We start from the raw sequence: 19,904 nt of genomic DNA on the forward strand, positions 1-19,904 counted from the left end.
CTCATGAAAAAGAAAATCATCTGGATAGCGATTTTAGGAATCATAGGATTTCTTGTTTATCAAGCTATTCATTTCTTTTTAGTTAAACAGGACAGCGTGAATTCCATCTATCTTATTCCGTCAGATGCCGTGTTCTTCTTTGAGATGGACGAGCCTATTTCAAATCTCAAAACACTTTCTAATAGCGAGATATGGGATCATTTCCAGTCTAATGAGCAGATCCATGCCATGAGTGCCAAGCTCAATGCTATCGACTCCATGTTTCAGTCAGATACAGATCTGTTTGAGACCATAGGTGATAGGGATCTGATCGTGAGTGCCCACATGGTCAAGCGTGACGATTATGCCTTTTTATATATCGTGGATCTGGGCAAACTTTCCAGACTTAACCTGATCAAAGAGAATATCAATCAGTTTGTGAGCGACGGTTTTAAGGTAAAGAAACGCAATTTTGAAGACATCGAGCTCACTGAGATTACAGATCTAGAAACCTTTGAAACGCTGACGATAGGTTTTATAGAAAACCAGATGATTGCATCGTACCATGCAAAATTGGTGGAAGACAGCATAAAAGAATTCCAGAATCCAGTCATAGGTCGTGATCTCCAGTTTCTCGAGGTGCAACAAGAAGTCAGGCAAAATGGCTTGCTGCGGCTTTACCTTAACCACAAAAAACTGAAAGAATACTATCGGGTGTTCTCGATACAACCCAGCGAGACGGTGGACCTGCTTACCGATGATTTTGCCTACACCGGCTGGAATATCGATGAGGAAAACGACAGGCTACTCACCGCCACCGGATTTACAACCGGCAATGCAGCGACCACCAGCCTGATGCGCGCCCTAGAAGAAAGTGGCACGGCAGCCCGCGATATTCCTGAGGTCCTACCACAGGAAACCGCATTTTTCATGAGTTTTGGCTTTGATGAGTTCACGCAGCTGCACAACAATTTTTATGAACTGCTTTCCACCTCAGATCCTGAATCCCTAGCGACCTATACCAGCGGTAGGCAACGTGTGGAGCAGTTTCTCGACATTTCCCTAGAGCAGGATTTTTACAATTGGGTGGATAATGAGATCGCTTTCGCGACCTGCCTGCCGGCAGGCAGGAAGCAATTCTTAAATAGAGATGAAGAACAAGAAGGACTGGCTGTAGTCTTTAAATCTAAAGATGTGGACGTGAGCAATGCAAGTCTAGCGAAAATCCAGAAACAGATCAGAAAAAAGACGCCTGTCAAATTTAAGGCAGTGACCTACAGGGATTATCAAATCAATTACCTGGAAATCAAAGGGTTTTTCAAGTTGATTCTGGGCAATCTTTTTGAGCGTATCGAGAAACCGTATTACACGACCATTGATGATTATGTGGTTTTTAGCAATTCACCCAAAACCCTAAAATTGTTCATCGATGCCTATGAAGAGGACAACACGTTGGAAAAGGACGATTACTTCACCGATTTTGAGGACGAATTCAGTTCGAGAAGCAACGTGTTTGTCTATGTAAATACCAATCTTTCCATGAAGGCTGCGCAAGCTTATCTGACCGGAGAATCCAAGGAATTGCTCCAGAAGGAAGAGCTGTTTTTTTCGCAACTCACTCAGCTAGGCATGGAGTTGACCGCTCAAAACGATCAGTTTGTTTCTAAACTGGCTTTGCATTATGATAAGGAGTATGACCTTGACGCTTTGAGATTAGAAGAAAAATACAAGAACTACCCAACTGACTTTGTAAGCGTCGATAACGAGATCGATATCAAAACTGTTTTTAGGATCGAGCTATTTCCCAGCGATTTTACCGCCAGCCGTTATGAAACAAAACATGCCAACGGCAAATTAAAAATGCGCGTCGGTTTAAAAGACGGCCAGCCGCATGGTGTGTACAAAGAATATTATCCAAATGGTGACCTCAAAATCTCAGGTCGCTACAAAAATGGCGAGCAAACCAGCACCTGGAAGGTTTACGGCCGTGATGGGAAGCTGTTTTATAAAAGGCGGTTTTGACCGCCTTTATTTCAAAATCTATATCCAACTCTTATACCTGCAGAGTAATAATTAGGGAATACAGGAACATCTTCAATTTGAGCTCCAAATTCACTATCATCAATCGTAAAATTGCCCGCCACTTTTAAGCCGACAAAATAATTATCGAGAAATTTATAATCTACAAAAAGGCCTGTTGAAAAATGGAACTCGTTAAAATCATTTTCTAGCACAACATTTTCATAATCGATGGTTTCATCAGTGAATAAATCAAAACCTACACGTGTCACAAAAAAATATCTAGAAGTAGTAAAGATATAACCACCACCACCATGCGCACCAAAGCTCCAGCGCTTATTGTTAACCAAAAATAGATTGATCGTTCCTTGAATGGATACGGCATCAATCTCAGCGTATCCTGCAAAAAGTGTTTCGTTGGAAGGCCTGCCTATAAACCGTGGATCAGCACCGCTAGTTTCGTTTAGATTATCTGGAAAATCGTTAGTTGCTGCATATTCTAGCTTGAACCCTAAGGCAATCCATTTTTTGAATTGTTTTTGATATTCTAAAGCAACAAAGTAGTTGTTTTCATTAGTCTGAACATCTGGAAAAGTCGGTTTACCTATCGTCAGATTAATAGATTGGTCAATTTCTGTTTGTGCTATACTTTTTTGTAGCGGCATACATAAAAACAATATGCAAATTCCCAATGATAAATAGCAGCCTGCGAGCAGGCTGCCATTATTACTAATCTTTGTCTTTTGAAACATTATGGAGTAAGATCTTGATACCAACCTTTAAAGTAAAAGTCAACTATCCCAACTTGCTTTACATGGTATTTTACACCATTATCAACAACCGGATCCTTTCCTGAAACAGGAGCTTTTCCATTTCCAACCATATTTGCAAAGACATATTTTCGTGATAGCTCTTGATTAGATCTCCATTTAGCATCACCAACCTTTAGTGTGATCTTTACAGTCCCACTTGCTTCAGCAAAAGGTTTAGGCACACCGTTTTCTAACTTGTAACCAGCTTTAGCAGTTAATTCAGTACTTGCCTCAGCACTTATGTGATGGATTGAAAAGACAGAAATTGCCTGTGCATTTTCTCTCATGTCCCAATCATTGTCAAAAGAAGAATTTATGTTTATCCATTTCTTATTTCTAACATCTTTTCTTTTTATTCTAACATCTTTAATTGGATATTTATTCCCAGCAGCTGTGATTGAACCATTAGAATTTACCGTTACACTAGCCCCATCGGCAGTACCTCTGAAGAACTTTAATTTTTGATGAGTACCACCAAATCCCATCCATCCAGTACCATTGACTTTTATCCTCGGAATATTAAAGTAAGTGATGTCTGCTTCATGGAAATCAGCATGATTATAATTGTTTACTAATGGTATTTTAGGAGAATTTATTGGAGTAGGTAGACCATCGGTTGAGGCGAAAATGTCTAATCGTCCGTTTGGATTGATATCAACGCCTGGTAAACCGTTATCATAAATGTTGGCCTCTAGCAGGGTGCTTGTGCATATTCTTCCAGGAATATCACAATCATCTATAGGTACGATAACATAAACCTGATTTCTATCTAAAAAATCATTGTCTTGATCCGCAATAACTCTAGTTTGAGTACCATTATCAAACTCCATGATTTCGTTTCTTGGACTATCATCTAAAGTTGCATAAGAGATCATAAACTCATTGACACTGCGATCATCATTAGCGTATTCAGGGTCATAAGGATAAAAAAGCATAAGGTTTTGAGAAGCTAATTGATATTCAAAAGACTCATTTGGTTGAATAGAAGATTTAGCCAGAACATCGCCGTTATTCGATTCGAATTTTTGTCTCAATGCTGGATAAATTTCTAAATTACTTGCAAGTTCATTTTTAAAGGCTTCTATTATTGGATTAGCAGTTTTAGAAACCACGTAGGACTTTGAATTCTCCAGCTCCGTTTTCATCAGACCTGTATCTTGATTCAAAAGACGCCCAATACTAATCATATCCCCATCCTCACTTGAACTTTCCATAGCTTCTCTCAAAAATGAGCTGTTTTGAGGTTGTGAAAGAATTTTACCAAACAAGATGGCTGTTTCTTGAAGAAGTTTTTGATCGTCATCTAAATCTAACGCGATTTCTTCCTCAAAGGAATCGTCCTCAGTATTACAAGAAGTAATCGCTAAGAAACTACAAACTACGAACGCGTAGCTCATAAAGGTACTGTGTTTTTTCATTTTGTGTTTTGTTTTAAAGTGTGCAACAAATGAAAGACTAAAAAATCGCCGTGATCGATGTTTAACTAAAAAAACGTTTAAAAACAAGTTTAAACGTCACTTTATTAAAAAAAAAAATAGCAATAGTGACATTTAAAAAATAAGATTTAACAAATGATTCATTTGCTGCTGCATTTCCATTGCCTTAGCTCTCGCCGCACTAGCAAAGTCTTTGCCGTTTGAAGCATAAATAATCCCACGAGAAGAATTGACCAGCAATCCTACTTGGTCGTTTGCACCATGCTCCAAAACTTCTTTTAAGTTGCCACCTTGCGCACCTACACCAGGAACGAGTAAAAATGAATCTGGAACGATTTGTCTTATTTCTGTAAGGTATTCCGCTTTGGTTGCACCTACCACGTACATGAGTCGGTTAGCGTTTTTGTATTGTGACGCGGTTTTTAAAACCTGTTGATAGAGCGGTTGGCCATCTGTGGTTAAGGTTTGAAAATCAAACGCACCAGCGTTGGATGTCAATGCCAATAGTATCGCAAACTTGCCCTCAAACTCAAGAAACGGCTCCACACTGTCCTTGCCCATATAAGGTGCGATTGTCACGCTGTTAAAGTTGAGGTCTTCAAAAAAAGCCTTGGCATATCGCGAGCTGGTATTGCCTATATCACCGCGCTTGGCATCTGCAATGGTGAAATGATTGGGATAATTCTCGTTCAGATAATTGATCGTTTTTTCCAATGATTTCCAGCCTTTGACTCCGTAGGCCTCAAAAAAGGCCGTGTTGGGCTTGTAGGCCACGCACAGGTCATGAGTGGCGTCGATAATCGCTTTCGCGAAAGCGAACAAAGCATCTTCTTCCTGCATCAAGTGCGACGGAATCTTCTCCAAATCCACATCAAGACCTACGCATAGGAACGATTTTTTTAATCTGATTTGCTCTGAGAGTTGAGTTGTAGTCATCTAGTTTTGTAAAAGATCTTCTGGTAATTGACTTTTCAGTTTCGCGATATAAAAGGCTACTTGCTGTTGACTGTAGGACCTATTTTCCTGATAAAACTTACCTTCTTTATTGACTACCAGTACATTTTCACACTCACGGGCATTGTTGAAGAAGTGATCCAATAAAAATCCTTTTTCGTCCCAATAGTAGCCATTGGAATAAGATCCAAAGGCCTTAGCGTAGCGCTCACTGGCTTCTACGTGAACTACTTTGGCACCCATTAGATCAATGTCTGAATAAAAAGAATCCCAATAATTACGCGCACGGTCGTATCTGGTTTTGGGATCTGTAGGTTTGTTGTAGGGAATGGTGCAGTTATCGTCAGATAAATTATAATTGATTACCAGAACATCTTGAGTCCATCTAAACGTATCTTTTAGAAATTGTAGATCTTCTTGATTAAAGGTGCCAGCATAATCGTACCTCAAATTATCTGCTGGGTTGCCTACAATCTTATTTGAAGGAACAACCACTTGTTTGACACCACAACTTATGGATGCGCAAGAAACAAAAGCTAATAAAAGTGCTTTTAAAAAATATGGCTTTCTATTTCTAGATACCATCCTCATTCATTTGCATCTTTTCGGTATTGTCGACCAATTGTAGCTCATCAATAATCTTTTGAACATCACCATTGATGATGTTATCCAGATCATACAAAGTCAGGTTGATCCTATGATCTGTCACACGACCTTGCGGATAGTTGTAGGTTCTGATTTTGGCACTACGGTCACCAGAGCTTACCATGCTTTTACGCTTGGCACTGTCGGCTTCCATTTTTTTGGCCAGCTCGATCTCATACAATCGAGAGCGTAGTACTTTCAATGCTTTTTCAAGGTTTTTGTGTGAGGACTTCTCATCCTGGCAACTCACGATCATACCGGTAGGTTCGTGGTGCAGCTTGATGGCAGAATAGGTCGTATTTACCGATTGTCCACCAGGACCTGTTGAGGTAGTGCGCTCGATACGCACCTCACTCATGTCCAACTGTACATCAAACTCCTCTGCTTCTGGTAGTACCATCACCGTGGCGGCACTGGTATGCACACGACCTTGTGTTTCAGTTTGTGGGACACGTTGTACGCGGTGTACGCCAGCCTCAAACTTGAGAGTGCCGTATACATCATCACCATTCACCTCAAAAATAATTTCTTTGTAGCCGCCACTGGTTCCATAACTGGTATCGACTACGTTGGTGCTCCAACCTTTGCTGGAACAGTATTTTTCATACATTCTGAAGAGGTCACCTGCAAAAATACTGGCTTCATCGCCACCAGTTCCCGCACGTATTTCCATTACGGCATTTTTAACATCTTCAGGATCCTTGGGGATCATCATCATGCGTATCTCTTCTTCCAGTTTTGGAATGGCTTCTTTGGCTTCATCCAGCTGCATCTGTGCCATTTCTACCATATCGGGATCGCTGCCGTCTGCCAGGATCTCTTGTGCTTCTTCAAGGTTTGAGGTAAGTGTGATGTATTCTTCACGCTTATCCATCAAGTCCTTAAGGTCTTTATATTCCTTAGTTAACGAGACGTATCGTTTCTGGTCAGAAATAATATCTGGCTGAATGATCAGGTCATTCACCTCGTCAAATCTATTTTTTACTATGTTTAATTTATCTAGCATCTTCTTTTCTCAAGTCCTGCGAAAATACGGAAATTGCACTGAATTGCGAACCACAACCTCAAAATGAAAACCACACAAACCCTAGGTCTAGGCGGCGGCTGCCACTGGTGTACAGAGGCTGTTTTCCAGCAATTGAATGGAGTTTCCAATGTGAGACAAGGCTACATTAAAAGCGAGTCACCCATCGATAGCTGGAGTGAGGCGATCCTGCTGGATATTGACCCAGCCATGATAACTCTTGAAAAAATCCTTGATGTGCATCTGGCCACGCATGCCTCGACAGTAGCACACCAGCGACGATCAGAATATCGCAGTGCGGTTTATGTGATGAATGACGCTCAAATGGAACAGGTGAAGATGGTAATGAGTTCGCTTTCGCGAAAGCGAAATAAAAATTACATCACGCAAATCCTACCATTTGCAGACTTTAAGGCATCGAGGGAATCTATACAGGACTATTACCGTACACGACCCGATGCACCGTTTTGTGTGAAATACATTGAACCAAAGTTGGAAATTGTAAGGAATTTTGAACAACACAATTATCCAAAGTAATTGCACCTATGTTCAATTTCAAATTATTAATATGAAATCCATTCATTGCCATTGTAAACCATGACTGCTTTTAAGTCAGTATCATAATAAAGCAGACCAGCAACCGGATTTTTGATATTTAAGGCACCACTTTCTAATTTTGGAAGGACTAATGCTCCTGTTTTATTTTCAAGAATAAAAATGCCATTAGCATCAGACGTTATTCCATCGATTATTACGGCACCAGTAGTTTCAAAATCTGTCACTGTATTCATCAAACCACCAGCGTTTACTGGGCTCCAACTGGTATCGTAATATCTAAAGCTTCCAGAATCATCATCAAACAAAATTGTTCCAGCGCTAGGAGTGGAAGGCAGCGATACAGGTCTCAATAAAATACCTCTTATTTCTGTCCCGAACTCTAATACGACTGATGAATTGGTGGGTGCCGTTTTATCAATCAAAACCTGAGCACTGGTGTAGAAGCCAAGTGCAAATAATAAGATCGATAAAATCTTTTTCATACTCATTTAAAACTGCAAATATAATCGTTATATCTAATCACAAAATTTTGAGTCTGTAATAGCTGATGATTGACCTAAGTCACGCCAGTTGGTTCCATTATAAACTTGAAATCTATTAATAGTTGTGTTATAAACAAACATTCCTTCTATCGCAGTCAAATTTGCTATTGCTGTTTGATCTAAGCGAGTCACCACTAATCCTTGATTACCACCATTGATATCCAGATACGTATTATCAGCTGGAGTGGTTGTATTAATCCCAACAGCGCCACCCGTGAAAGCGTCTGCAATGTTATTTCTATCCAATCTCGCAAGTGTCACGTAATTGTTAGATGTATTATCATTGAGATCTAGTCGAACGACCGTACTACCACCAACATTTACTTTTTTGTAATTTACATTTGTAGTGAATCCTGAATCATCAGCTACAACAACATACCATTCTTGGGAGGCATTAGTGGTAAAGGTAGCACCTGCTGTATTAAAGTTATAGTAAACGCAACCTACGCTACCGCTATCCTGTATGCGCCATATCCTATTTATCCTATTCATTCCAGAGCTTAAACTCATCAATATATTCCCGGAAACGGAATAATTACCGCCGTTGTTTCCTGCCATTAAAAAATTGAGGTTTGTAGCATGATTTGTTGTTCTAGTGGAACTTTGATTACTACTAACAAAATTGTTGTCCAGAGATAAACTTAAAATATCACTCGTATTTTCAGAACGAGATACGCGCTGGTTTAGAGCAGAGGCATTATCGATGCCTATCCCAAATACATCATTATTGTAGCCTGTGTTTGTAGCAGCATTCCAAAAACGAGTACCTGTACTACCGTTCCAATCACTAGCGACATAATCTCTTCCTAAACCATTATTGAGGGAAATCCCGTATTTGATGGCAAGGTAGGAGTGAATTTTTAACAGTTCGACATCAGTCAATGCAAAATCATAATATAATATCTCTGATATTTCTCCAGTCAGTTTATTACCACCAGTATCATCGTCTCCAATGGTATATCTGCCAGTTGTCCAACTTGTAGGGAAGTTTTTAGGTTTGTTAGTGTTTGTTAATCTTGAGTTTTCTAATAGTTGATAATTGTTGTTAGCGCCAGGATCTATAATCGTAAAAATATTGTTCAAATTTGTAGTAAGTGGTGGCGTAAACGTGGTATTTGATGCATATCTTCTATCTATAAAAAATTGTCTATTATTTCCACTTCTAAATTCAAAAAAGGCTTCATCATTAATACCATTTACTTTTCCAACTACAAAAATTGTTGAAGCTGTTCCATTTATTCTACTAATATTTGAAGCTGCAAAAGGTTTGTCAGAGCCACTAAATGATACTGTAGGATTGAAATTAACAAATTCAGGTTGTGTATTTTTCAAAACAGCTGCTCCAGTCCCAATGGCATTCCAAGCTGTATTGCCTTGTTGATTGGACCATAAAGTAATACTACAATCATTTGTTGCGCAATTAATACCAGCATCTGCTTTTAACCAAAGTGTCAGTGAATTATTAATGCCTGCGGGGGATTGAGCGGTGGTTAACAATCCCAAGAAACACAATAATGATAGTGAAAGGCTTTTTAAATTAATTTTCATAAAATCATAGAATTTGAAAATTTTCTAATAAATGAATATGTCGAAAATTAAATTGATATTAACCGATTTAAATGCTTTAATCATATTCAAACGTTCCAAACTCACTTTTAATCGTCAATTTCTTAGAATCGGCAGCTTCTACACGTCCAATGATTTGAGCTGGTACATTAAAGGACTCTGAGATGGATATGATGTCTTGTGCGATCGACTCATTCACGTAAAGCTCCATACGATGTCCCATGTTGAATACCTGATACATTTCCTTCCAGTCAGTTCCAGACTCTTCCTGAATCATCTTAAACAAAGGTGGTAAATCAAAAAGCTGATCCTTGATAATGTGTAAGTCCTTTATGAAATGTAGAATTTTAGTCTGAGCGCCACCACTACAATGTACCATACCATGTAGATGCTCTCTTGAAACACTGCTCAATATTTTCTTGATGATAGGCGCATAGGTGCGAGTAGGAGAGAGCACTAATTTACCTGCATCAATAGGACTGTTCTCAATGGAATCGGTTAGATGTTTTGATCCAGAATAAACCAAATCGTCTGGAACGGCTGCGTCAAAACTTTCAGGATATTTAGAGGCCATGGACTTATCGAATACATCGTGTCTTGCACTGGTAAGTCCATTACTTCCCATACCGCCATTATAGGAGGATTCGTAGATGGCTTGTCCATAGCTAGCCAAACCAACGATAACATCTCCAGCCTGAATGTTTGCATTGTCCACGACATCGCTGCGCTTCATTCGAGCAGTAACCGTGGAATCTACAATGATTGTACGAACCAAATCGCCTACATCTGCTGTTTCACCACCGGTAGAGATGATTTCTACGCCATGTTTTTTTAGGTCTGCAATAAGTTCTTCCGTACCATTGATAATGGCGCTGATGACCTCGCCAGGAATGAGGTTTTTATTACGTCCTATGGTGCTGGACAATAAGATATTGTCTGTGGCACCTACACAAAGCAGGTCATCAATATTCATAATGAGTGCATCTTGTGCAATTCCTTTCCATACAGAGATGTCGCCTGTTTCTTTCCAATAAGTGTAAGCAAGGCTAGACTTGGTACCTGCGCCATCTGCATGCATGATCAGACAGTGGTCGTTTGAGCCGGTCAAATAATCTGGAACAATCTTGCAAAAAGCTTGTGGGAACAAGCCTTTATCTACATTTTTAATCGCATTATGTACATCTTCTTTACCTGCACTAACGCCGCGCTGCGCGTATCTTTTGGAAATCTCATTGCTCATAAGGCAAAAATACTATTTAAGATCCTAGATTTTCTTGTGAAGATGAAGGAATCTAATGAAGCAAGGAAATGAGTTGAAGCAACTTCTTTGAAACCATAGGAGTTAGTCTTTACGTCTAGAAGATGCTTGACTTGCTAGAATGCTATGGACAACGTATTTAGGACTTTAATTATGACTGTTTAGATATCTAGCGTTTTCTAAGGCACAGAGTAATTAAGCCTTTTAGTCACTAGTAAATCAAAAAAAATCCCCAACGTGATGTTGAGGATTTTTATGATCTAATTATCTAGTGAATAATAGTTCTCGATATTTGGTCAATGGCCATAGTTCATCGTCGACTAATATTTCCAGCTTATCACAGTGGTAACGAATTTCTTCAAAGAATGGCTTCACTTCATCACAATAAAGATGTGCTGTTTCTACCGCATCTTTTGCATTATTCGCTTTCTTGCGAGCTTCGGTCATATCGGTAATACCTTTATTGATCTTGGCGATATGATCTGAAATCTCTTCAATGATCTCCATTTGCTCGTGAGCAATCTTTTTGAAGTCCTTCCCATAGATTTCTTTCAAACCACGTACGTTTTCAATCAACGTGTTTTGATATCTAATGGCGGTAGGAATCACATGATTGCGTGCAATATCACCTAAAAGACGTCCTTCAATTTGTATGCGCATGGCATATTCTTCAATCTCGATCTCATAACGTGCTTCTGACTCTATTTTACTCATGATATTGAGTTCTTCAAATAGCGCTATGGATTTCTTAGAGATTTTAGCCTTTAAGGCAGTAGGAGTCGTTTTATTATTGCTCAAGCCTCTTTTAGCAGCTTCTTTTGCCCAAGCTTCACCATAACCATCACCTTCAAATCTAATTTTCTTGGACTTCTTGATGTATTCTCTCAGTACATTGAAGATAGCTTCATCTTTCTTAAGCTTCTTGTCTTTAATCAATGCATCTACCTCTTTTTTGAATTCGATCAATTGTTTAGCAACGATGGCATTAAGAACCGTCATTGGGTTAGCACAGTTGGCAATAGAACCTACTGCACGCAACTCAAATTTGTTACCGGTAAAGGCAAACGGTGAAGTACGGTTACGGTCAGTATTATCAAGAATTACTTCTGGAATCTTACCTACCACATTGAGTTTAAGATCTGTTTTTTCTTCTGGCGTTAGTTTACCATCAGTGACTTTTTCTAATTGGTCTAAAACTTCTGTTAGCTGAGAACCTATAAACACAGAAATAATTGCTGGCGGTGCCTCATTTGCTCCCAGGCGGTGATCGTTAGACGCACTCGCGATTGATGCACGTATTAATTCTTCATGATCGTGAACGGCTTTGATGGTATTGATAAAGAACGTCAAGAATTGAAGGTTCTTCATAGGTGTACTACCAGGACCCAATAGGTTTACTCCAGTATTGGTGGAAAGTGACCAGTTATTGTGCTTACCGCTACCGTTGATTCCTGCAAAAGGCTTCTCGTGAAACAGTACTTTAAAGTGGTGTCTTGCTGCGGTCTTGCGCATCACATCCATCAATAAACTGTTATGGTCTACTGCTAGGTTAGCTTCTTCAAAAATAGGGGCTAACTCAAACTGGTTAGGTGCCACCTCATTGTGTCTGGTCTTTACCGGTATACCTAGTAGCATACATTCGGTTTCCATATCACGCATGAAATTCAATACACGCGCAGGAATAGAACCAAAGTAATGATCGTCCAGCTGTTGTCCTTTCGCGGAAGCGTGACCCAACAACGTACGACCTGATAAATCAAGATCTGGTCTAGATGATGCTAATGCACTATCAATAAGAAAGTATTCTTGTTCCCATCCTAGTGTAGCCACTACTTTAGAAACATTTTTGTCAAAATATTTACAAACGGCTGTCGCTGCTTGATCGATGCTTTGAAGTGATCTAAGTAAAGGAGTTTTGAAATCCAGCGCTTCACCAGTATAAGCAACAAATACAGTTGGGATACACAATGTAGTACCCATGATAAATGCAGGAGACGTAGGATCCCATGCTGTGTAACCACGTGCCTCAAAAGTATTTCTAATTCCGCCATTAGGGAAAGAAGATGCATCTGGCTCCTGTTGTACCAACTGGCCTCCATCAAATTTCTCCATTACTTCACCACTCATTTCCAGCTCAAAAAAGGCATCATGCTTTTCTGCTGTTGATCCAGTTAGTGGTTGGAACCAGTGCGTGTAATGTGTTGCTCCATTTTGAATTGCCCAATCTTTCATACCTGTAGAGATATGGTCTGCAATTTCACGATCTATTTTGGTGCCCGTTTCCATGGCAGACATAACGCTTTTGTAAGCTTGCTTCGTCAAATGGTGACGCATGGCAGATTTGTTAAACACATGCTTACCGAAAATACTACTGCGGCGTTCTGGTTCCGTCACTGGAATTGGTTGACGATTCAACGTCTCTTTGATTGCTTGAAATCTAAGTGTGGACATATTGGGTTTAATTGAATTAGTGGTGTAAAAATATTAAAATAAGAAAAACACCCCTAAAAAAAATGGGGTTTAACGTTAATAGCTCAAAAAATACCGTGCAGGTGCCCTAAAAACTATAGGGAGTTGAAGATATAGTAAATAAATAGCCCGTAAATTGCCAATAATCCAATTCCCTTAAATCTAGAAATCACAAATCGTCTAGGTAAAAAGGCAAGAGGTAACAGTACGACAGCAAATCCTATCATCCATAAAATATCATTCGTAAGAAGTGAAAGGTTTTGACCATCAATTTCTATAGGTTGGATCACAGCGGTTATTCCCAATACAGAACCTATATTAAAAATGTTGCTTCCCACCAGATTACCTAGAGAGATCGCTTTTTCCTTTTTAATGGCGGCAATAAGAGAAGCTGCCAGTTCTGGAACCGAGGTTCCCACAGCGATCATGGAAACTGCTATCACACCTTCAGGAATAGCTAGTGCCGTGGCAATCTCGACAGCACCTTTTACCAGCCATTCAGATCCTAGCCATAGTGCGGCACCACCTAATAATAAATAGAGAATGATTTTCCACCATTTGTTTTTTTGAGTGCTTTCGTCTAGATCCATGTCCAGGTCAATATCTACGGCAGCTGGTTGTTTACGAGCACGGCGAATGAGCAACACTAAGAAAAGTACCAATAAAGCTATGAGAAAAAAACCTTCCAGCCGGGTGATGTTGTTTCCCGACCATAAAACCGCATAGCAAATAAGGCTAAAAACCACCATCCACAACCAGTTGAATCTAAAGAACTCCTTTTCCATGGCCAGTGGTGCCACAACCGCAGTGGCGCCTAAAACGATACCAATATTGGCAATGTTGGAACCTATTACATTCCCAACCGCAAGTGCCGAAAGTCCATTGAGGGCACCTTGAACGCTCACAATAAGTTCTGGCGCACTCGTCGCAAAGGAAACCACAGTAAGCCCAATGATCATTCTAGACAGGTTCAGTTTGAGGGATAGCCCAACTGATGAGCGTACCAAAAACTCACCACCAGCCACCAGCAACACAAAACCCAGAATGATATAAAGAATACTCATCTAATAACCTTCAACATCCTCCATGATAAAATCCTCCATGCGCTCTTCACCACTTGTGTGCAGGACGCTCACATCGCCAGTGGTTTCCAGCACTACGGCGCGCACCTCGCTCAACCTGATTACATTGGCCTCGCGCAACTTACCTCTGAGTTCATTTTTGGTGACTTTGGTTTTTTGCAGGTTTTCCTCAATGATTTCACCATCCTTCATGAGTAGGATAGGTGTATTATCGATCATCGATCTTGCTGTTTTACTTTTGAACATGACATAGGTAACCAGATAATTCATTAGGTACAGCATACCTATTAATAGAGCGCCCACAAATAATGATGGAGAACTCGTGGCAGCGCTCATCGCAAGCAAGTTACCTATGGCCACCGTATTGAGAAAGTCAAAGCCAGTCATTTTACTGAAACTCTTCAGGCCAAACAGTCTCGTATAGACGATCAATAAGATATAGAGAAATACGGTGCCCACGATTACCTCGGGCATGAACTCAATCTTATCCGTATATAGTTTCCAATTGATGTCCATGATTTTGGTTATTTAGATGGTGTGAAAGGAGTTCGCTTTCGCGAAAGCGAAAACATTTTAACCCTTTGAGTTGTGAGGAAAATACTACTTCTTTTCCACTTCACAAACACAACGGAAACCTGTTTTCAACTCGGCGCGATCGTAATATTGAAGCGGCTGATTAAACAAGGGCAAATAGGTGCCGTCTTGAGCGATTTCCTTGAGTTCCAGAATCATCAAGTTGCCATTTTCCTGCAGTTCCTTAAAGGTGAGCGTACTGGCCATGGCAGAGAACATATCGTCTTGATAGTAACGTATCCTATCGCGACTACTTAGCTCATTTTCAATCTGGAGCATTTCTTCCTGTTTGGGCAGGCGATAGTTCACCTTATAAGGAAACTTGGCTCGTTTCTTTTCTGACTTGCTGCGTATGGCATACACCGCATTGGATAGATCAGATCTCCATAGGCAGAATAACTCTGCTTGAAATTTTGATATTCCTATCACTGGATGGTAGGCATATCTAGGGTTTTTACTGTATTCACCTAGTTTGAGTTGTTTATTGACAAGTTCCTTGGGATTCTCATAAGTGGCTTCCATGTACAACCTGGTGTTACCAGTCCATGGTTGGAACACGGTATCTTGAGATAGATCATAACGTGGATAGAATTGCATGCGCTCATGCTTTTTCATGCTCCAGTAATTCTCAAGGTTATCCAAGAACTCGTTGTACATCAAATTAGTCACTGGAACTCGATCCACGTACAAGGTGTCATTTACTTTAAGTGTTCCTGGTGGCACGTCTATGGCGTTCACTTCAAGTGCTTCTGGTGTGAGCGACTTCTTTGGGGTGTTGCAGGATAGAAGCACAAAACAGAAAATTATCAACAAGAAAATACGGCTCTGGAAAAATTTCATTTAAAGTAGGTTTGAGCGGTTCGTTAATAAGTTCTGATCAAAAATAGCATAAACCGTGGACCACAAACCCATAGAGACTTGTATTTTTACTTCAAATTTAAGCCCGTATTCTTATGAAATTCTTTATTGATACCGCAAACCTTGATCAAATTGCAGATGCGCAAGATTTAGGCGTGCTGGATGGAGTCACCACTAATCCTAGCTTGATGGCAAAGGAAGGCATCACTGGTGCAGAAAACATTATCAACCACTACAAGAAAATCTGCGAGATCGTGGATGGTGATGTCAGTGCAGAGGTGATCTCGACCGACTTTAATGGTATGGTAGAAGAAGGTGAGAAGCTTGCAGCGCTCAACAGCCAGATCGTGGTAAAGGTGCCTATGATTAAAGATGGTATCAAAGCGATCAAGTATTTTTCTGATAAAGGAATCAAGACCAACTGTACTTTAGTATTTAGTGCAGGTCAGGCATTGTTAGCCGCAAAGGCTGGTGCAACTTACGTTTCTCCATTTATCGGTAGACTGGATGATATCAGTACAGATGGTTTGAACCTTATTGCAGAGATCAGATTGATCTATGACAACTACGGTTTTGAAACTGAGATTCTTGCAGCATCGGTACGTCACACCATGCATATTTTAGAATGTGCCAAGTTAGGTGCAGACGTCATGACTGGACCGTTATCTTCTATAGAAGGATTGCTTAAGCACCCATTGACAGACATAGGTCTAGCAAAATTCCTAGCCGATTATAAAAAAGGAAACTCTTAATTTTTACAAAGAGTTCTGAATTAAAAAAGCCGAACCACATCAATGTGTTTCGGCTTTTTTATGTGGTGAAAACTAAGGATTCAAATGAGAATTCACATCTCTGTCCGCATGTAAAAGTTGGGAATAGTACTCAGCTTAATATTAACGATTGATATATCCTAATAAGGTAGTTTCAATCCTGTAGTAAAATAAATTGATGTTGGGGTCGATAATGGTGAGGTCATGATCTACCACCATGCTACGATTGCTGTTGCGCAGGGCAAGCTGGCGCTCAACAGAGGATCTTCCAGAGATTTGAAATTCACGAGAATCTCTAAAGTTATTTTGGGCAATCACGTCCTGCCACTCGTCATAGCCTAAGTCATCAATGTTGATTCCTATAAATTCTATTTCAGGGTACTTGAGTTGCAAATCCTTCACTTGTTCGTGAATACCTACGGCATAATTTTTATCCTGTATCGACCAATAATATAGAACGGTTAGATGCTTGACTTCTTCCTTAAGCATGACAGTTTCATTCTCAATATCACGCAACTTAAAATTGGGTAACGGTTGTCCTGGATCTAGCGAGATGTAAGTAGATGCCATTTGAGCAATTTCTGCATTGACCCGTTGGTCTGTAGAAATAGTCAAAAAATCATTGACTAACAAGTTGATGTCTTTGGCATTTTTGCGACGTCTTATAAAATTGCGTATCTCACTAGCTGCAAAGTAATTCTTCAAGGTCTCGTCAGTAAGTGTACTGTCAATTATGGCGAGTCGTTCCTTGTTGTAGTAATAGCTATTGAGATCTACATCATCGTCATTCTTGATGGATAGTTTTTTAAAGGCAATATTAGACACCATCGCGTTCATGAAAGGTCGGAACGCATAATTATTAAGAAGCTTGGTTTTATTGAGGTCCAATCGTTGTCTGTGCGCAAAAAACTCCTCAGGGAAGACGACACCTTCATCCTCATAGGGATTTCCATCATTGAGAATAGGGTAACGCTCTAATTCATAATAACTATTGAGGTTAATGATGAATTTAGCAAAATCAACAAACCGATCCTCAAAATTGTATTTGGCAACAGCGTTGTCTAAATTTTTAAGTCGTTCTTTTTTGACATTTTGAACGTTTTTATAAAATACTTTAGGAGACTCATTTTTATACTTGAGCAACCTCATGTTGGACTTTTCTATGTCAATGAATAACTGGATGAGAAAATTATTTTCCTTTGAATGAGCACCCGTAAAAGCAAGAGTCTCATCAAAAGCCTTAGTGTTGGCCCGCATTCCCAAACTATCACCTTGAACAATGTAAAAAGATTGATACTCGCCAGGATAAGATATACTGTACAACCCAGATGTTAAGTCCTCAAAAGAGGTTTCAAAATTACCGTTATTATCCAGCTGTAAGGTATCCCTAATATCCGTATAATTGGTGATGACAACATACGACACTTCAGGATTGACCACTTTACCGCTTATGTAGGTTGTCCCGCTGGTGTCTTCTTCACAGGAATAAAGAAATGGAATCCATATGATGGATAGAATAAGCAGTCTTGTGGTAAAAGTTCGCTTTCGCGAAAGCGTAAAGAGCTTAATCATATGAACAATTCTTCATTTTATTTGGGAGCGTTACAAAAAAACAGGTTCTCGTCGACTACAGCAGTTAATGGGCTGTTAAATAAGGAGTAGCGTTTTAAATAATAATATGTAGGAAATCAGTACTTTTGCAGCCTTAAAAATCATGCTATGCTAACAGTTTCAAATCTATCCGTTCAATTTGGGAAACGCGTCCTTTTTGATGAGGTCAACGCAAAATTTGGCGGTAGCAATTGTTACGGTATTATTGGTGCAAACGGTGCCGGTAAATCCACTTTTTTAAAGATCATGACCGGTAAGATGGAACCTACCAGCGGTCACGTGCATCTGGAAGCAGGAAAACGTATGAGCGTGCTGGAGCAGAATCACAATGCACACGATGAGGATACTGTACTGGAAACCGTTCTTAAAGGAAACAAGCCACTTTATAAATTAAAATCTGAAATCGACGCGCTCTATGCTGATTATACAGACGAGAACGCAGAGAAAATAGGCGAGCTTCAAGTGAAATTTGAAGAAATGGATGGCTGGAATGCAGACAGTTCTGCAGCTTCTTTATTGTCCAATCTGGGAATAGGTGAGGAATATCACTACACGCTCATGCAGGACATGGATAACAAATTGAAGGTACGCGTGCTTTTGGCACAGGCTCTTTTTGGTAATCCTGATGTTTTGATCATGGATGAGCCTACCAACGACCTGGATTATGAAACGATCAACTGGTTGGAGAACTTTCTGGCCAACTATGAAAATACCGTGATCGTGGTATCTCATGACCGTCACTTTCTAGATGCGGTATGTACGCACATTGCAGATATTGACTTCGGTAAGGTGAATCAATACAGTGGTAACTATACCTTCTGGTATGAGTCCTCGCAGCTTGCGGCAAGACAACGTCAACAAGCCAACAAAAAAGCCGAAGAAAAGAAAAAGGAACTACAAGAATTTATTGCTCGATTTAGCGCCAACGTCGCCAAGTCCAAACAAGCCACTTCTCGTAAAAAGATGATCGAAAAGCTGGACATTGCAGAGATCAAGCCTTCTTCCAGACGTTATCCTGCCATCATTTTTGAACGCGATCGCGAGGCAGGTGACCAGATCCTAAACGTGAAGAAACTGGCTGGATCCATCGACGGTGAGGTGTTGTTCAAGGATGTAGATATTAATCTTGCCAAAGGCGATAAGGTCATTCTATATTCTAAGGACAGCCGTGCAACATCCTTATTCTATGACATTATCAACGGTAAGACCAAGGCAGACGCTGGGACTTACGATTGGGGTGTGACCACTACTCAAAGTTATTTGCCAGTGGACAACTCAGAGTTTTTTGATGTGGACATGAATCTAGTAGACTGGTTGCGTCAATACGCACAGACTGAGGAAGAACGTGAAGAAGTATTCCTCCGTGGATTCTTGGGTAAAATGATTTTCTCTGGAGAAGAAGCCTTGAAAAGTGCCAGAGTACTTTCTGGTGGTGAGAAGGTGCGCTGTATGCTATCTAGAATGATGATGAAGAGAGCTAACGTGTTGATGGTAGATGAGCCTACCAACCACTTGGACCTGGAATCCATTCAAGCCTTCAACAACAGTTTGGGTAATTTTAAGGGAACCGTTCTATTGACCACACACGACCATCAGTTTGCTCAAACCGTAGGTAACCGTGTGATTGAATTGACTCCTAAAGGTGCAATTGACCGTTACTCTACCTTTGAGGATTACATGGACAATAAGGATATCAAAGAGTTGCGCAACAAGATGTACGGCGCTTAAAGGCTATCGTTGTTGATAGA

The 19,904-nt window shown here is 40.1% G+C and carries 17 protein-coding genes; 4 read left to right on the forward strand and 13 right to left on the reverse strand.

Annotated features, from left to right (window positions below):
• The first annotated feature begins 3 nt into the window (after window positions 1-3).
• Entirely contained in the window at window positions 4-2,001 is a 1,998-nt protein-coding gene (locus BST86_RS02640; protein WP_105981898.1) for a DUF3352 domain-containing protein, read from the forward strand.
• Window positions 2,002-2,012: 11 nt separating this feature from the next.
• Here the strand turns inward: BST86_RS02640 and BST86_RS02645 are convergent, their stop codons facing one another.
• The 5 genes from BST86_RS02645 to prfA form a co-directional block, all read right to left on the reverse strand.
• Complete coding sequence (locus tag BST86_RS02645; RefSeq protein WP_105981899.1) at window positions 2,013-2,663, reverse strand: hypothetical protein; 651 nt, start codon at window positions 2,661-2,663, stop codon at window positions 2,013-2,015.
• A gap of 86 nt (window positions 2,664-2,749) precedes the next feature.
• On the reverse strand, window positions 2,750-4,228 hold the full coding sequence (locus BST86_RS02650) for a hypothetical protein (RefSeq protein WP_105981900.1): 1,479 nt from the start codon (window positions 4,226-4,228) through the stop codon (window positions 2,750-2,752).
• A gap of 132 nt (window positions 4,229-4,360) precedes the next feature.
• Window positions 4,361-5,182, reverse strand: coding sequence for an orotidine-5'-phosphate decarboxylase (pyrF, locus tag BST86_RS02655; protein WP_105981901.1), 822 nt, complete (start codon window positions 5,180-5,182; stop codon window positions 4,361-4,363).
• Entirely contained in the window at window positions 5,183-5,791 is a 609-nt protein-coding gene (locus tag BST86_RS02660) for a hypothetical protein (RefSeq protein WP_146126697.1), read from the reverse strand. It lies immediately after the preceding gene.
• Entirely contained in the window at window positions 5,775-6,851 is a 1,077-nt protein-coding gene (prfA, locus tag BST86_RS02665) for a peptide chain release factor 1 (protein WP_105981903.1), read from the reverse strand. The genes BST86_RS02660 and prfA overlap by 17 nt, the downstream gene beginning before the upstream one ends.
• Window positions 6,852-6,914: 63 nt before the next feature.
• Here prfA and BST86_RS02670 point away from each other — a divergent pair, with 63 nt between their 5' ends.
• Window positions 6,915-7,406, forward strand: coding sequence for a peptide-methionine (S)-S-oxide reductase (locus tag BST86_RS02670; protein ID WP_105981904.1), 492 nt, complete (start codon window positions 6,915-6,917; stop codon window positions 7,404-7,406).
• A 26-nt stretch (window positions 7,407-7,432) separates the two neighbouring features.
• On the opposite strand, the gene BST86_RS02675 is transcribed toward BST86_RS02670, so the two are convergent.
• From BST86_RS02675 to BST86_RS02705, 7 genes are all read right to left on the reverse strand, one after another.
• Entirely contained in the window at window positions 7,433-7,909 is a 477-nt protein-coding gene (locus BST86_RS02675) for a hypothetical protein (protein ID WP_105981905.1), read from the reverse strand.
• Window positions 7,910-7,942: 33 nt separating this feature from the next.
• Complete coding sequence (locus BST86_RS02680) at window positions 7,943-9,517, reverse strand: DUF8202 domain-containing protein (RefSeq protein ID WP_105981906.1); 1,575 nt, start codon at window positions 9,515-9,517, stop codon at window positions 7,943-7,945.
• 76 nt (window positions 9,518-9,593) lie between these two features.
• A complete protein-coding gene (locus BST86_RS02685) occupies window positions 9,594-10,775 on the reverse strand; it encodes an AIR synthase related protein (protein WP_105981907.1) in 1,182 nt (393 codons plus the stop codon).
• 282 nt (window positions 10,776-11,057) lie between these two features.
• Window positions 11,058-13,244, reverse strand: a complete 2,187-nt coding sequence (locus BST86_RS02690) for a glutamine synthetase III family protein (protein ID WP_105981908.1) — start codon at window positions 13,242-13,244, stop codon at window positions 11,058-11,060.
• 113 nt (window positions 13,245-13,357) lie between these two features.
• Window positions 13,358-14,326 (reverse strand): calcium/sodium antiporter, encoded by a 969-nt coding sequence (locus BST86_RS02695; protein WP_105981909.1) that lies wholly within the window; start codon window positions 14,324-14,326, stop codon window positions 13,358-13,360.
• Window positions 14,327-14,860 (reverse strand): DUF421 domain-containing protein, encoded by a 534-nt coding sequence (locus tag BST86_RS02700; protein WP_242446445.1) that lies wholly within the window; start codon window positions 14,858-14,860, stop codon window positions 14,327-14,329.
• 84 nt (window positions 14,861-14,944) lie between these two features.
• Window positions 14,945-15,757, reverse strand: a complete 813-nt coding sequence (locus tag BST86_RS02705) for an SUMF1/EgtB/PvdO family nonheme iron enzyme (RefSeq protein WP_105981910.1) — start codon at window positions 15,755-15,757, stop codon at window positions 14,945-14,947.
• 113 nt (window positions 15,758-15,870) lie between these two features.
• Here BST86_RS02705 and fsa point away from each other — a divergent pair, with 113 nt between their 5' ends.
• Window positions 15,871-16,527 carry a fructose-6-phosphate aldolase gene (fsa, locus tag BST86_RS02710; protein WP_105981911.1) on the forward strand — a complete coding sequence of 219 codons (657 nt, stop codon included), beginning with the start codon at window positions 15,871-15,873 and terminating at the stop codon, window positions 16,525-16,527.
• 141 nt (window positions 16,528-16,668) lie between these two features.
• Here fsa and BST86_RS02715 read toward each other — a convergent pair whose 3' ends face one another.
• On the reverse strand, window positions 16,669-18,117 hold the full coding sequence (locus tag BST86_RS02715; protein WP_105981912.1) for a TlpA family protein disulfide reductase: 1,449 nt from the start codon (window positions 18,115-18,117) through the stop codon (window positions 16,669-16,671).
• Between the two features lie 147 nt (window positions 18,118-18,264).
• On the opposite strand from BST86_RS02715, the gene BST86_RS02720 reads away from it, so the two are divergent.
• On the forward strand, window positions 18,265-19,884 hold the full coding sequence (locus BST86_RS02720) for an ABC-F family ATP-binding cassette domain-containing protein (RefSeq protein WP_105981913.1): 1,620 nt from the start codon (window positions 18,265-18,267) through the stop codon (window positions 19,882-19,884).
• The last annotated feature ends 20 nt before the right edge of the window (window positions 19,885-19,904 follow it).

Origin of the sequence: Nonlabens agnitus, from assembly GCF_002994045.1 — a bacterium.
GTDB lineage: Bacteria > Bacteroidota > Bacteroidia > Flavobacteriales > Flavobacteriaceae > Nonlabens > Nonlabens agnitus.